The sequence below is a fragment of the Streptomyces sp. NBC_00344 genome (assembly GCF_036088315.1).
GTDB lineage: Bacteria > Actinomycetota > Actinomycetes > Streptomycetales > Streptomycetaceae > Streptomyces.
The window spans coordinates 4,756,494-4,770,619 of sequence record NZ_CP107996.1 but is presented as its reverse complement, the minus strand read 5'-3'; the positions used below and the strand labels follow the sequence as shown (position 1 = coordinate 4,770,619).

The following is a 14,126-nucleotide window of genomic DNA, read 5'->3' as shown; positions in this document are numbered from 1 at the left end:
TCACAAAGGCCCCGTTCGCTGTCCTTCCCCAGGACGGAACGGGGCCTTCGCGCTGCTCGAGGGCCTGGCCGGCGGTGTCCGGCTCTCAGCGCGCCGTACGGCCGACGAGGTCGACGACCTCGCCCAGGAATCCCTCGTCGAGCATGGTGGAGACCGCCGTGTCGCCCTCGTCCTTGAGACCCGTGTCATGGCAGGCGACGCCGACCAGATAGCCGCCGTCGATCTCGAAGGTGGCAAAGGCCCACTCGCCGTGCGAGGCGGGCTCCCCCTGCGGGGTGAGCAGGGCGGTGGCGTCCGGGTCGAAGCCGAACTGGGTGAAGCCCATCCGCATGCCCTGGCCGAGCGCCTTGGTGTACGCCTCCTTCAGAGTCCACGTGCGGACCAGCCCGCGCTGCTGCTCCGATGCGTCGAGAGCGCCGAGCCAGCGGCGCTCGGCGGGGGTGCAGAGATGACGCTGGACCGCCGAGTACTGGATACGCCGGTCCGCCAGCTCGGTGTCGACACCCACCCGGCCGAGCCGGTTGAGGCCCACCACCAGCAGGTCACGTGTGTGGCTGAGGCTGACCTCGATCTGGTCGCAGCCACGCAGGAACGGCCGGCCGCCGGCCTTCGAGGCGAGTTCCACGGTCTCCGGCGGGGTCTGCAGGGCCGCACCCGCCGTGTATTTCAGCAGCAGCCGGGAAGCGGCGAAGCGCTCGCGGGCCTCGGCGTCCTGAAGCGTGTTGAGGCGCTGCCAGTCCCGGGCACCGAGCAGCGGGCGCAGCTGGGGGTCGGCGAGGGTGGCGGGCAGCCAGTCGCGCCAGTTCGCGTGCACCACGACATGGCCGTGCCAGGCCATGGACTGCCTCACCCGGCTCCAGTGGCTGTCCGGGCCGGGCATCAGAAGGGGTTCGGCGATGCCCGTCCTCTTCATGGGGCTCATGGTGTACCTGCTTCCGCCAGAGGCGCGTCGTGAAGATCGAAACTGCGGCCGGCCCGGAAACGCACCAGCAGCTCCTCCGCCACCCGGTCGACGCAGTCCGGTGGCAGCGGGGGAAGAAGGAGACCGAGGCGCCGTCCGTACCGGTGCAGGGCGAGCACCAGCCAGGCGGGGTCGGCGAGGAAGCCGCCGGTGTACCGGTGCTGCTCCCACATGGCGAGGGCCGCACCGGCGGCGGAGAGCACCGCGTGGCGGTCGGCGAGCGCGGCTGTGGCGGGGCTCGCGAGCACCGCCCGGTCCCCCGGCTCGATGAGCAGGCAGCTGTCGCGCACCGCGAGCAGATCGGCGTGGAAGGCGGCGGCCATCGTGCGCAGTACGCCGCCGTACGGCCCCTGATCGGCGGAGCCTGTCAGGCGCTCGGCCGATGCGGTGAGCGCCGCGGCCAGCAGATCCCCGCCACCGGCGACTTCCAGACTGCCGATGTCCAGGGGCGGCAGCGGGTCGGCGATGCGGAAGAGCGCGGCCGGCGGCTCCGCCTCACACCCCCAGGACTGCCGCGCCAGGACGGGTAGTTGGGGAATCACCACGGCGAGGCAGGATGCGGTGCCCGCGTGCCCGAGACCGGCCGCCGGCAGATCGCGGAGCAGTTTGGTGAGCATGCCCTGATCGGTGTCACGGCTGTAACCGCCGGCGCCGAGCACCGTGGCGAGCTCCTCCAGGTCGTCCCTGAGCAGGTCGGGTACGAGGTACTTCAGCTCGGCCGCGGCCAGATGGGCCGCGGTGGGGAGCAGCGAGAGCGCACGCAGCACCGTGGTGGCCATGCAGTCGCCCGCGAGAAGATCCGCGAACACCCCGGCGAGAACGCCCCGTTGCCGTCTGCCGAGGGTGCCTCCGGCGAGCGCGGCACGGACCGCGGACCGCAGCACGGTGTCGACGGACGCGAGCACGGCGCCGGTGATGAGGGTGCGGTTGAGCTGGAACGTCCGCAGCGAGAGCCGCACGCCCGCCCCGGTGTCTCCCACCAGGGCGTCGCCCGGCACCTCGCACTCGTCGAACTCGTACCCGGCGAAACGGCAGCCGCGCATCCCGGTGGTGGAACGGCGCCGCAGCACCCGCAGCCCGCCGGGAGGGAGCCGGTCCGGCTCCATCAGGAACACCGAGTGGGAGGCGGGCCCCGGCGCGGGGTCGGTGCGTACGTAGGCGACGACCGCGCCCGCGCGTTCGGCGTTGATGACGACGTCCTTGCGGCCGTCGAGGAGATGGCCGCCCGAGTACTCCATGGCGGTGATCTCGCCGCGCAGCATCGCGGTGCCGTGCGCCAGCGAGCGGTGCACGATGGCCGCCCGGCCGCCCGCCGAGAGCAGCCCGGCCACGGTTTCGCGCTGCCGTTGCGAGCCGGCGGCGAACACCGGGGCCGCGGCGAACAGCGAGGTGATGCCGTAACCGAAGGCGAGGGCCACATCGCGGCGGAAGACCGGCCGCAGCATCCGCATCAGCCCGTCGGCGTCGCGCAGTCTGCCGCCGAGGCCGACCGGCACCAGCTCCGCTCCGAAGCCTTCCTGGTCGAGCAGATCCTCTGCGCCGAGCAGGAGTTCGGATGCGCCGTCGGCGGCGAGCAGGGCACGGAAGCCCAGCGGGTTCGACGGGTCGCAGGGGTCACCGAAGCGTGCTTCGAGCCGCTGCGCACGGAGACTTGCGTCCAGGTCGGGGGCCGGGACCCGGACTGCGGTGCCGGGCATGTGCTCAGCCACCTTCCGCGGTGTAGAGGGACGACGACGCGTACAGCGGCCGGAGTTCGCCGCGCAGGTAGAGGTCGCGCATCAGCGAGCGGCGGACCTTGCCGCTCGTGGTGCGGCGTACGGTGCCGGGGCGGACCAGGACCACACCGCCGAGGTCGGCGCCGAACTCCTGCTGGATGCAGCCGCGCACCCGCTCGGCGAGGCCGGCGAGCTGGGCGGGGCTCCAGCCGGCACCCCGGATCTCCTGGATGGCGACGATCTCCTCGCGTTCGGCGGGCGCCGAGAGCACGACCGCTGAGCCGAACGGGGAGCCTGACTGAACCAGCTGGCGTTCGGCCTCCTGTGGGTGCAGGGTCCGGCCGTCGACGAGCAGGGCGTCCTTGATCCGGCCGGTGAGGAACAGCCTGCCGTCCCGCAACGCGCCGAGATCACCGGTGCGCAGGAAGCCGTATTCGCCGCCGGATGTGGCGCAGCCGAAGGCCGCGGAGGTTTCCAGCGGGCGGCGCCAGTAGCCGGCGGCCACGGCATCGCCGCGTACCCAGATCTCGCCCACGGATCCCTCCGGCAGAACGGCTGATGTCGCCGGGTCGACGATCCGTACGGTGACGCCGGTCGCGGGACCGCAGCCGACCAGGGTGCGTACCGGACGGCCGGGCACCGGCGCCCCGAGCGCGCCGCGCTCCAGCGCGTCCGCGGCCACCACGGCCGGTATCGGGGGGCGTTCGTCGCCCAGGCTCACCAGGAGGGTGGCCTCGGCGAGCCCGTATCCAGTGGTGAGTGCGTCCGGGCGGAGGCCGGCGGCCGCGAAGCGGCGCGCGAAGGCGGTGACGGTGACGGATGACACCGGCTCGGAGGCGTTGACAGCGATGCGCAGCGCGCTGAGGTCGAGGCCCGCGAGGTCGTCATCGGTGACCTCGGCCAGGCAGCGGGCGTACGCGGAGTCCGGGGCGGCGGTGACGGTGACGCCGTGCCGGGCCACTTCACGCAGCCAGCGCAGGGGGGCGCGCGCGAAGAGCAGGTGCGGCATCAGCACGGCGGTGGCCCCGAGCCACAGGGGGTGCAGCAGCTGCCCGATGAGGCCGAGGTCGTGGTGGAGGGGGAGCCAGCCGCCGACGCGCGAGCTCCGGCCGGTGCCGAGCGCGGTACGCAGACTCTCCATGGTGGCCAGGAGATTGGCGTGGGTGACCTGAACACCGCGCGGTGCGGCGGTGGTTCCCGATGTGTACTGGATGAGCGCGATGTCGGATCCCGCGACGGCCGGCGGCTCCCATCCCGCGCTGCCGTCCGGCAGGGAGTCGACAGCGAGGCAGACCACCGAGGAGTGCCCGGCCGTCGCGAGACGGCGGGACAGCTCGGGGGCGTGCGCCGACTCGGTGAGGGCGATCGCGGCATCGGTCTCCGCCGCGATCGCCGCCGTTCTCTCGGCGGCCGCCCGGGAGTCGTCCGGCGGCGGGACGGGCACGGCGACCGCGCCCGCGTACAGGCAGCCGAGCAGGGCGGTGACGCTGTGCGGCCCGCCGCCCATCGACACCAGCACGGGTGCGCCCGCCGCGTGGTGGCGCAGCAGCGCGGACGCGACGGACCTGGCCCGTACATCGAGCTCGGCATAGGTGAGCCGGGCGGTGCCGCCACCGCCGTCCTGCGGCTCGCTGCCCGGACCTCCCTCATCCACGCAGAGCAGCGCGGTGTCGGCCGCGCTGCCGGCGAACCGCGCCGCCAGTGCGTGCGTGAAGCTCCTCGCTGTTGTCATCCTCTGCTCCCTGCCGCTCGGACGGATGGTCGGTCCTCCTACTCTCCGCGCCTGCCCTCGACGGGTACTTGAAGATCAACTGTGCTGGGGGCGCCGCACCGGTCATCTTCTGCGCCCTGGCACCTTGTTCAGCAGGTCCTGCAGAAGCAGCAGCTCCTGGCGGCTGAGCGGGATATCGGGCCGCAGCCGTTCGGGGTGGCCTGGCGGCGGGCCGTCCGAGTCGGTGCGCAGCATCAGCCGGAAGCCGCTGTCGAGGGAGTGCAGCCGGGCCCGGGTCCCGTCGGCAGCCGTCAGATACAGATCGACACCGCCGTGAATCATCAGGGCTTCACCCACCGGCCGCAGGCAACGGCCGAGCAGACGGCGCCATCTACCTCTGCGGCGCGCCGTGTTGACACCTGGGGAGCGGTCACGACGCGGGTCCCGGCCATCCGATTCCATCAGGCGGTCCATGTCAGAAAACACCTGCCGAGCTGCGGCGTTCCATCATGTTCACGTCACCTCTCCCTTCGCCCGGCCGCCGGACGGCTGCTGGGTGGAGGGATGATGGGGGGCGCCGGTTGAGGCCCGCTCGGGTTCTGGCTGAAATCCATGGGTGGGGACGGCGCGCGTAACGGTACCCACACAGCAGGCGCGGGATTCGTCCGAGCCAATGTTGCGGGCCCCCGGCTGTTGCATAATCGCTATCGAACGACCCATGATCCAGCACAACGGGGGGGCACCATGGTGCGAGTTCTGATTGCCGAAGACATGCATATGCTGCGCAAAGCATTGGTGTCACTGATTGAACTGGAGCCGGACCTGGAAGTGGTTGCCGAGCTGTCGTCGGGAACGGACATTGTGCCCACCGCGATGGCCATGCGGCCGGATGTAGCCGTCCTGGATATTGATCTTCCCGGGACGGATGGAATCACCGCTGCGGCTGGATTGCACACCTCGGTACCGGAGTGCCGGACCTTGATTCTCACCAGCCTGGGAAGACCCGGAAACCTCAGACGGGCGCTGGCCGCCCATGTCTCGGGGTTTCTCCCGAAGGACTCCGATCCCGACAGTCTCTGCGTCGCGATCCGTCAGGTCGCCGATGGCCAGCGGGTGATCGATCCCCAACTGGCGCTGGCCACACTCGACTCCGGCCCCTCCCCGCTCACCGACCGCGAGCGGGAGGTCCTCCAGCTGGCGTCGGAGGGGATGGAAGCCGGACAGATCGCCTCCCGGCTGCACCTCTCGTCCGGCACCGTACGCAACTATCTGACCTCGGCGGTCACCAAACTCAACGCGCGTAACCGGGTCGATGCCATTCGAATCGCCCGCGAAGCGGGCTGGCTGCACTCGGTCTGAGCAGCGGGTCCCTCGACGCGGCCCGGACCAAACGTTTCTCCGGAAGGATGTCAGGCTGCCCCGGCCGGCCTCGGGTTGTCCTGACAGCCGCAGTCTTCTTCAGACGGCCAGCAGCTCGACCTCCGCCCTCAGTTCGAACCAGCCGTCCGGACGCGGCCCGGCGGTGAGCCGGCCGTTGACCGCCTCGATCCGTGTGGCCAGATTGCCGATGCCGCTGCCGCCGCTGATCCGGGAGTCCAGCGAGGGATCCCTGACACGGTCCACCCCGTCGTTGACGAGGGACAGACGCACCCCACCCGCCGCGCGCTCAGCGGTGATCCGGCAGTGCGCGGCGCTGCTGTGGCGGAGCATGTTCGTCAGACCCTCACGGATGGTGGTGGCAAGCACGGTCTCCACCTCCGCCGGCAGTTCCCCGCAGTCCAGCCGTACGGTGGCGTGGATGCCGACTCCCGCGAGCATCGCTGTCGCCTGCTCCACCTCCGCGGTCAGGCGCATCCGCCGGTCGCCGCCCGCCACCGTACGGACATCCGTGACCGCCCGGCGGGCGATGTCGAGCACCTCGGTCAGTTCCCGTTGTGCCTGTACAGGGCTGGCTGGCACGAGACGGCGTACCAATTCACACTTGAGGGTGATTGCCGAGAGGCTGAATCCGAGCAGATCATGCAGGTCACGGGCGAATCGCAGCCGCTCGGTGGTCACCGCGAGGCGGGCGATCTCGGCTCGGGAGCGGTGCAGTTCGGAGGCGAGCTGGGCCATCCGGGAGAGGCCGAACACCACCAGAGCGCAGATCAGGGTGTACGCCGTCTCGTAGACGAGGTCCCGGAGCGCTCCGTCCGCCTGGTGGAAGGCGACATCGACGGCGACCGTCACCGCGCCGATGAATGGCCAGGCGGCCGCCGGGGGCAGCACCAGGAGCGCGGTGCCCGCGACGAAGCCGGGCAGGCCCAGGCAACGGGGGCCGAGGAACAACCAGGGCACACATTGGAGCAGCAGCATGGCCCCGAGGGCGCCCTGGCGCATCAGTCTCGGCCTGCGGGCGAGGCTGATGAACCTCCACTGGAAGGAGACGGCCAACTGCACCAGGAGCGTGGCGAACAGGCAGAGCATCATCGACACCGTCTCGGCGGGCGGAGGCTGGTACGACAGCGAGATCACCGAGTACGCAAGGAAATAGCCCACCAGTACGGCGAGGGTGATCGCGACCGCCGCCCGCGGGACCATGTCCTGGCGCTCCGGGACGGGAGGCCGCAACGGCGGCTGCCCCGGACCGTCCGATCCAGGAGCCGCGACGGAGCCTTCTCCTGGCGTCTGCTCCACGTCATGAGTGAGCGGCAGAACGGCTTGGAGCCGGAACCAGCCCTGGCTGTCCGGGCCATGGGCGAGAGAGCCGCCGAGTGAACCGATCCGGCAGTCCAGCGAGGCGAGGCCGCCGCCCGGGTCCCGTTTCGGCTGCCGTTCACGCACGATGCCGTCGTTGGACAGGGTCAGCACGACGTTGTCCTCGCGGCGTTCGGCCCGGATCCGGCACCGCCCCGCCTTGCTGTGCCGGAGCAGGTTGGTCAGACCCTCCCGCAAGACGGTGGCGAGGACGGTGTCCACCATGCCGGGCAGTTCCCCACAGGCGAAGTGCAGCGATGTTCGGATTCCTGCCGCGGAGAGCATCGATACCGCCGCGTCCGCCTCGCCGCACAGCGACATCTCCCGGTAGCCACGGCTGACCGAACGCACATCGGCGAGCGCCTTGCGCGACGTACGCAGAATGACAGTCAGCTCCTCCTGAGCCTTCCCGGGCGCTTCCGCGAGCAGCCGTTGAGCCAGCTCGCACTTGAGCGTGACCGCTGAGAGGCTGAGACCGAGGAAGCCGTGCAGATCGCGTGCGAATCGCAACCGCTCCGCCGCCACTGCCAGGCGTGACAACTCCGCCCGCGAATCGTGCAGTTCGACGATCATTTCGGACATTCGCGAGAGCCCGACAATGATCAAAGGGATCAGCACGGCTTCGATCACGTTGTACCCGACGGTGAACACATCGTCCCGCGCGAAGATCACCCAGACAGCGAGAACTCCGGCCGCGCAGAGCGTTCGGCCAAGCCACGCCGGGAACACCAGAATCGCGGAGGCACTGAAGAACGAGAGCATCCCGCACCAGCTCTGCCCGAACACCGCCATCGGAGCGAAGGCGAGCAGCGCCAGCAAGGCCCAGGTCAGATACCGGTGACCTGCCAGTCCCGGAAAGAACCCCGGGAAGGAAACGGCCAGTTGCAATCCCATGATTGCGGAGAAACCGAGCAGCGCACCACCCCACTCCCACAAAGGTGGGTGCTCGGCCCACACGAACGAGCCGTCGATCACGAAGAAACCGAGCAGAACGGCGCCCGTGATCGCCGTCGCAGTGCGCGACGGCAGAGTACGATCGCCGGCTTGCGCAAGATCTCCGTCCGCCCAACCGACTGTGTCAGTCGTCAAAAGTCCCCCAAGACGGTTCACGCCGGCCCTGAAACCGGCCCATCGCTCAAGCGGCCACGCCGAGCAGCTCCACCTCGGCCGTGAGCTCGAACCAGCCGTCGGCGCGTGGGCCCGCGCTCAGCCTCCCGTTGACCGCCTCGACACGCGTCGCCAGGTTGCCGATGCCGCTGCCCCCGCTCGCCTTCGACGCGAGACCGGTGTCGGTGACTCCGTCGACACCGTCGTTGACGAGGGTCAGCCGTACCGCGCCCGCGGCCCGTTCGGCGGTGATCCGGCAACTGGCCGCCTTGCTGTGCCGCAGCATGTTCGTCAGCCCCTCCCGCAAGGTGGTCGCCAGCACCGTCTCCACCTCGCCCGGCAACTCCCCGCACTCCAGGCTGACACTGGCGCGTATCCCCACCCCGGCCAGCATCGCCGTTGCGTTCTCCGCTTCAGCGGACAGGCTCATGTGCTGCCGTCCGTCCGCCACCGCACGGACATCGGCGAGCGTCTGGCGGGCGATCTGCAGTACCTCGGTCAGCTCCGTCTGTGCCTGCACCGGCTTCACCGGCGCCAGGCGGCGCACCAGCTCGCACTTGAGGGTGATCGCGGAGAGGCTGAACCCGAGCAGATCGTGCAGATCACGGGCGAATCGGAGCCGCTCCGTCGTCACCGCCCGACGGGTGATCTCGGCCCGGGACCGGTGCAGTTCATCGGCCAGCCGCGCCATGCGGGACAGACCGAAGACCACCAGGGCGCAGATGAGGGTGTACATCGTCTCGTAGATGAGGTCCTGCAGGGATCCGTCGGCCTGGTGGAAGGCGATGTCGCTCGCGACGGTCACCGCGGCGATCAGCGGCCAGGCGACTGCGGTGCGCAGCACCAGGAGCGCGGAGCCGGCGACGAAGCCGGGCAGCCCCAGATAGGCCGGGCCCAGGAAGAACCAGGGCCCGCACTGGAAGAGCAGCAGAGCGCCGACGGCGCCCTGGCGCAGGACCCAAGGGCTGCGGGCCGCCCAGGCGAACCGCCACTGGAAGGACACCGCCAGCTGGATCACCAGGGTGGCGAACATGCAGAGTTCCATCGGCACGGCCTTGCTCGCCGGCAGTCCGTACGACGTGGCGATCACGGAGTACGCCAGGAAGTACCCCACCAGAACGGCGAACGTGATCGCGGCCGCGGCCCGCGGCATCATGTCACGGTGCCCGAGCCCGCGGGGCTGTACCGCCGGCTGGTCGATGTCGTCCACCGCAGCTGCCGCTTCGGCGGAGGCACACGTCTCCTGCTCCGACTGCCCGGGCATCGGCACCACTGCCTCGAGCCGGAACCAGCCACGGCCGTCACTGCCGTGTGTGAGGACACCCCCGAGCTCCGCGACCCGTACGTCGAGCGCGGCCAGACCGCCGGCGGACGCGTCCTTCGGCGGGCGGCCCCGGCCGATGCCGTCGTTGGCGAGTTTCAGCACGACCGTCCCGTCATGGCGTTCGGCCCGGATCTCGCACTGCTCGGCCTTGCTGTGCCGGAGCAGATTCGTCAGGCCCTCACGCAGCACGGTCGCCAGAACGGTGTCCAGCACGCAGGGCAGTTCGCCGTCGTCGATTCTCAGGGTGGTGCGGATTCCGGCGGCGGCGAGCATCGAGACCGCGGCGTCCACCTCGCCGAAGAGCGACATCTCCCGGTAACCACGGCTGACCGTACGGACATCGGCGAGTGCCTTGCGCGACGTGCGCAGCACCTCGGTGAGTTCGTCGTGTGCCTTGGCGGGTGCGTCCCCGAGCAGCCGGTAGGCGAGCTCGCACTTGAGGGAGATCACCGAGAGGCTGTAACCGAGCACATCGTGCAGGTCGCGTGCGAAGCGCAGGCGCTCCCCCGCGACGGCGAGCCGCGCGAGCTCCGTCCTTGACCGGTGCAGTTTGACGATCATGTCGGACATCCGGGAGAGCCCGATGATGATCAGTGGGATCAGCGCGGCTTCGAGGACGTTGTAGAGAACGGTGCTTCGGTCGCTCCCCCGGTACATCACCCCGACGCTGAGCACCCCGGCGCCGAAGAGCGGCCAGCCGACCACTGCCGGGAACACCAGGACCGACGAGGCGGCGAGGAACTCGGCCATCCCGCTCCAGGCGGTTCCGAACAGGGCGAGCGGCGCGTAGGCGAGCACCGCCTGGAGACCCCAGGTCGCGTAGCGGTACCGGTGCAGCCGCGGAAGCAGCATCGGAAAGGAGTGGCCGAGCTGGAGACCCATGATCGCGGCAAAGCCTGCCAGCGCTACGACGCGTTCCCAGACCGGCGGATTCTCGGCCCAGACGAATACGCAGTCGATCACAAAAAATCCGAGCAGCGCCGCCGCCGTGACGGCTATCGCTTTACGTGGCGGCAGCACGTGGCTGCCGACATCCGCGGAGAGAGTCTCCGCGTGGTCGGCCACTTCGCCTTTCAACATTCCCCCATGGTTCACAATGCCCGGTCAGAAGCACGTCCCGGACCAGATCATAGGTAACCCCGCTTCCGAATCTGTAGTGCCGGAACGGTTCTCACAGCCGGGCCGCGCCCTTCGCGTCCATGAAGGCGAGCATGCCCGCGGCGGCAGCATAGGAGCGGGCCGCCCTGACGATCTGTTCCGGGAGCGGCGAATCCAGCGGTGACCGGAATTGGCCGTAGCGGCCCTGCAGGTGGGTGATCAGCCGCGGCGCGTCGGGGCCGTGCAGTTCGACCCGGTGGTCCGAACCCTCGTACGTGAGCACCGGATCGCTGCCCGGCCTGCGCAGGACCACATCGTCCGGAAGCCGGAACTCGGAGCCGGGCGGCACCCGGGGCAGGCGGAATCTGGCCCTCGGCGACTGGGGCACGACACTCAGGAGCGGCGACGCACCGATCGCCAAGTGCCGCACGATCAGGTGCTGAAGACCGTCGAGGGCGCTCAGCAGCTCACGCGAGTCCTCGTTCCAGTCGCTCTCCGGCACGTCGTAGCCGGGGAAGCCGGGCACCACGTTCCCCAGGGACACCGCGCCGAGCTGCATGCGGTGCAGCGCCTCCCTGAGCAGCGTGCCCGGCTGCTCCAGGGCCAGCTCCCCCCAGGGAGCGCAGAGCACGATGGTCCGACCGAACCGGACCGCTATGTCCTCACGCAGTGACCAGAACTCGCTGAGTTCCAGGGCCGCGAGGCGGTCGATGCGCATGAGTGAGGTCCTTCCACCGGCGGGGCTGGTGTTCGCGTCGGGGTTGCGGTTCAGAGGAAGAGCGGTACGCGGTTGAGGTCCTCGTAGCCGGTCGGTGCGGCCAGTCTGCCGAGCGCCACCGGTACGTCGAAGAGCCGTCCCGGGCCGTAGCGGGCCCAGTGCGGTCTGAGTCCCGGCACCACCACCTTGACGACCGGCAGGCCGACGTCCGGGCGTGTCTGGTCGAGGACGAGCATTTCCATCCCCTTGCTCCGCAGCAGTTCCACGGCCGTCTCGATGTCCTCGTACAGGTCTTCGTGCGGAGTGTAGGGGTGCGTGCCGGGGCCGGTCGGCCCGCAGTCGGCCGGCAGCAGGTAGGGGTGGGATTCGACCGTCGCGGTGGACAGCCATGCGTGCACGTCGGGGTCGTCGGCCACCTCGCGCGGCACGCTCCCGTCCGGGGCGACCACGTGCGGCATCATCTGGTTGAGCTCGGTCAGCGCGCGGCGCAGGGCGATCGCCGGGTCGAAGTGCGCGCCGAAGCCGAACATGATGCCCTGCGGCTGCCCGGTTTCCGTGTCGGTACGCCTGGAAAGGGCGGCCATCACCGGGATGCCGAGGTCAGTGGTGAGATCGAGGACCCAGACCGTGCGGTCCAGCGAGGCGTGCACGCGCTGGAGTTCGGTGATCCATGGGTCGTCGAACGCGTCCAGGTCCACCGCGGGCTGCCGGGTGCGGTTGTACCACCACAGGGCGAGGCCGTCGCGCTCGACCAGTTCCAGGAAGCCCTGCAGTACCGCGTCCTCCAGGGTGCCGCCCGCCGCGGTGCCATTGGACGTGGCGAGACAGGAGAAGGCGCCGGCCGGCTGCGGCACACCGTAGTAGAGAAGCGCGGTGGGCAGCAGCCTGCGCTCCTGCCGTGTCACCGACCACAGCGGGGTCCAGTCGGTCGGCAGCTCCTCGTCGAAAGGATCGGCTACGTGCTGGAAGGGCGCATGGACGAAGTTCCAGGTGTGCCGGTCGGTGAACTGCCGCTCGTCGTAGAGCTGGACCTCATTGGGATGGATGGCCTCGGCGGCCAGCTCGCGGTAGGTGCCGCGGACCGTGGCCTCCCCGCCCTCGTAGTGACCCGAGTGACGCTCCAGTGCCTCGGCCAGGGCACTGACCCTGGCATGGAGTTCCGTGACTCCCTTGCCTCCGCAGGACGCCCGGAGGCCACCCCGGATACCACCGATGCCCTGTGTACCCGCAGCCGGATTGAGCCCGGCGGAGAAGGAGTTGAAGAACTCCGGCCCGCAGGCGTTGCGGGTGATGCCGCGCACAAGACCGGTGAGCGGGTCGACCAGATGGCCGTAGCGGTCCAGGAGTTGCTGTGGCGCGAGGCTCCGGTGGCCGCCGCCACCGGTGTCGCGCTTGATGCGGGAGCGCAGCACCACGGGTGCCTTCACCTGGGCGGCCGTCATGCCGGGTTCACCGCAGGTCGGGCACTGCGGGCGGCGTACGACGGGGTGGAGTTCGCCGGCGAGGGTGAGCCCGTCGAGCGTACGCAGGGACTGCTGGCTGGGATGCCGGTAGCCGGAGAGCCACTTGGCGGCCTCAAGACCGGCCAGCTGGAGCGCGGCCAGCCGGGCGGCGGGCAGCGTGCAGGACGGCCGGGGCACCGGGCCGGACCGGCCCAGCATGCGCTGCACATGGGCCTCCACCGGGCGGGACCGCCACAGCCGTTCGGCCAGGCAGGACCAGCAGGGCCCGTCGTGGTCTCCGAAGAAGGGTCCGATCCACAGTTCGGTGCCCTCGGTCTTCACCGGCAGCCAGCGCCGGCCGGCCGCGCGCAGCTCGGCGTCGACGACGGCGAGCGCGGGTTCCAGGTAGTCGTCACAGAGAACGACCGTGAGCTCGGCGTCATCCGCGGTGGTCGCGAGACCGGTGGCCTTCAGGCAGGCGGACAGTGCGTCCGCGGACGTGCTGCCGACGGAGAGGGCGCGTACCGCACCGTGGTTCAGGGCGTCTGCCGCCCGGTGTCCGTCCAGTCCTGCCGCTTCCCAGTAAGCCTGCTCGGCGGCTTCCTCCGGCGTCACCAGCTGCTCACGGCCGCAGAGCAGTCCCGCGCCGGTCAGCCGGGACACCAGCCGTGCCGCCTGTCCGGCCGGGAGGGTGTCCGCGGCGTCCTGGGCGATGCGCTCAAGGTGGCGGGTGCCGTCAAGAAGGGGGGCGATCCTTGCGACCTGCTCGCCGTGCAGAGCGGTCACTCGCTGCTCGGAGATCAGGTACACCGCTTCGCCGGGTACCTGTTCGACCCGCAGATGCGGCTTGAACCCCAGGAGCGGGGCTGCGGTCCGGACAGCTCCCATCAGGCGCTGCGCCGGGCGTTCTCGGTGGTGCCGGAGACGGGTATCTGGGCAACTCCGGAGCCGATGCAGGGCTGCGGTACCTGGCTGAATGCTGCGTACCGCCCGAACTCCTCGATGACCAGGTCGTCATGGACCGCGGCGGTGAGAGAGGTGTTCGCATACATGGTGGCCATCCCTAGATCAGTGGTCTGCTGGGTCTGATCCGCCGGACTCGACTTTCGCTCGGTCCGACGTGGAGAACTCTGCCGCCGGGCCCGCTCCGCCCCCAGTGCCACGCTCACGGGATGCACATGAAACTTTCACACCCGCCGCCGGGACAGTCACATGCCGGGTTCAGGAGCGCGGCACTGCCGTAAACACCGGCCGGATGACAGCTTTTGAGGGTGCTTGGAGCCGGGTCCGAAACCATCGGGGTCATCCGGCAGG

The 14,126-nt window shown here is 70.2% G+C and carries 10 protein-coding genes; 1 reads left to right on the top strand and 9 read right to left on the bottom strand.

What is annotated here, in order from left to right:
• Positions 1–85 precede the first annotated feature (85 nt).
• From OHS16_RS21450 to OHS16_RS21435, 4 genes are all read right to left on the bottom strand, one after another.
• Positions 86–913: a 4'-phosphopantetheinyl transferase family protein gene (locus OHS16_RS21450; RefSeq protein ID WP_328538847.1), complete on the bottom strand. Its 828-nt coding sequence runs from the start codon at positions 911–913 to the stop codon at positions 86–88.
• A gap of 5 nt (positions 914–918) precedes the next feature.
• Positions 919–2,658: an acyl-CoA dehydrogenase gene (locus OHS16_RS21445; protein WP_328538846.1), complete on the bottom strand. Its 1,740-nt coding sequence runs from the start codon at positions 2,656–2,658 to the stop codon at positions 919–921.
• Positions 2,659–2,662: 4 nt separating this feature from the next.
• Positions 2,663–4,408, bottom strand: a complete 1,746-nt coding sequence (locus OHS16_RS21440) for a fatty acyl-AMP ligase (protein ID WP_328538845.1) — start codon at positions 4,406–4,408, stop codon at positions 2,663–2,665.
• Positions 4,409–4,510: 102 nt separating this feature from the next.
• Positions 4,511–4,744 (bottom strand): DUF6059 family protein, encoded by a 234-nt coding sequence (locus tag OHS16_RS21435; RefSeq protein ID WP_328538844.1) that lies wholly within the window; start codon positions 4,742–4,744, stop codon positions 4,511–4,513.
• A 387-nt stretch (positions 4,745–5,131) separates the two neighbouring features.
• On the opposite strand from OHS16_RS21435, the gene OHS16_RS21430 reads away from it, so the two are divergent.
• Positions 5,132–5,746, top strand: a complete 615-nt coding sequence (locus OHS16_RS21430) for a response regulator transcription factor (protein ID WP_328538843.1) — start codon at positions 5,132–5,134, stop codon at positions 5,744–5,746.
• Between the two features lie 99 nt (positions 5,747–5,845).
• Here the strand turns inward: OHS16_RS21430 and OHS16_RS21425 are convergent, their stop codons facing one another.
• The 5 genes from OHS16_RS21425 to OHS16_RS21405 all read right to left on the bottom strand — a co-directional run bounded on the left by OHS16_RS21425 (position 5,846) and on the right by OHS16_RS21405 (position 13,873).
• Positions 5,846–8,098, bottom strand: coding sequence for a sensor histidine kinase (locus OHS16_RS21425; protein ID WP_328538842.1), 2,253 nt, complete (start codon positions 8,096–8,098; stop codon positions 5,846–5,848).
• Positions 8,099–8,258: 160 nt separating this feature from the next.
• A complete protein-coding gene (locus tag OHS16_RS21420; protein WP_328538841.1) occupies positions 8,259–10,634 on the bottom strand; it encodes a sensor histidine kinase in 2,376 nt (791 codons plus the stop codon).
• A 91-nt stretch (positions 10,635–10,725) separates the two neighbouring features.
• Positions 10,726–11,370 carry a hypothetical protein gene (locus OHS16_RS21415; protein ID WP_328538840.1) on the bottom strand — a complete coding sequence of 215 codons (645 nt, stop codon included), beginning with the start codon at positions 11,368–11,370 and terminating at the stop codon, positions 10,726–10,728.
• Positions 11,371–11,420: 50 nt separating this feature from the next.
• Positions 11,421–13,700, bottom strand: a complete 2,280-nt coding sequence (locus OHS16_RS21410) for a TOMM precursor leader peptide-binding protein (RefSeq protein WP_328538839.1) — start codon at positions 13,698–13,700, stop codon at positions 11,421–11,423.
• A complete protein-coding gene (locus tag OHS16_RS21405) occupies positions 13,700–13,873 on the bottom strand; it encodes a hypothetical protein (protein WP_328538838.1) in 174 nt (57 codons plus the stop codon). Before OHS16_RS21405 ends, OHS16_RS21410 begins: the two co-directional genes overlap by 1 nt.
• Between the last annotated feature and the right edge of the window lie 253 nt (positions 13,874–14,126).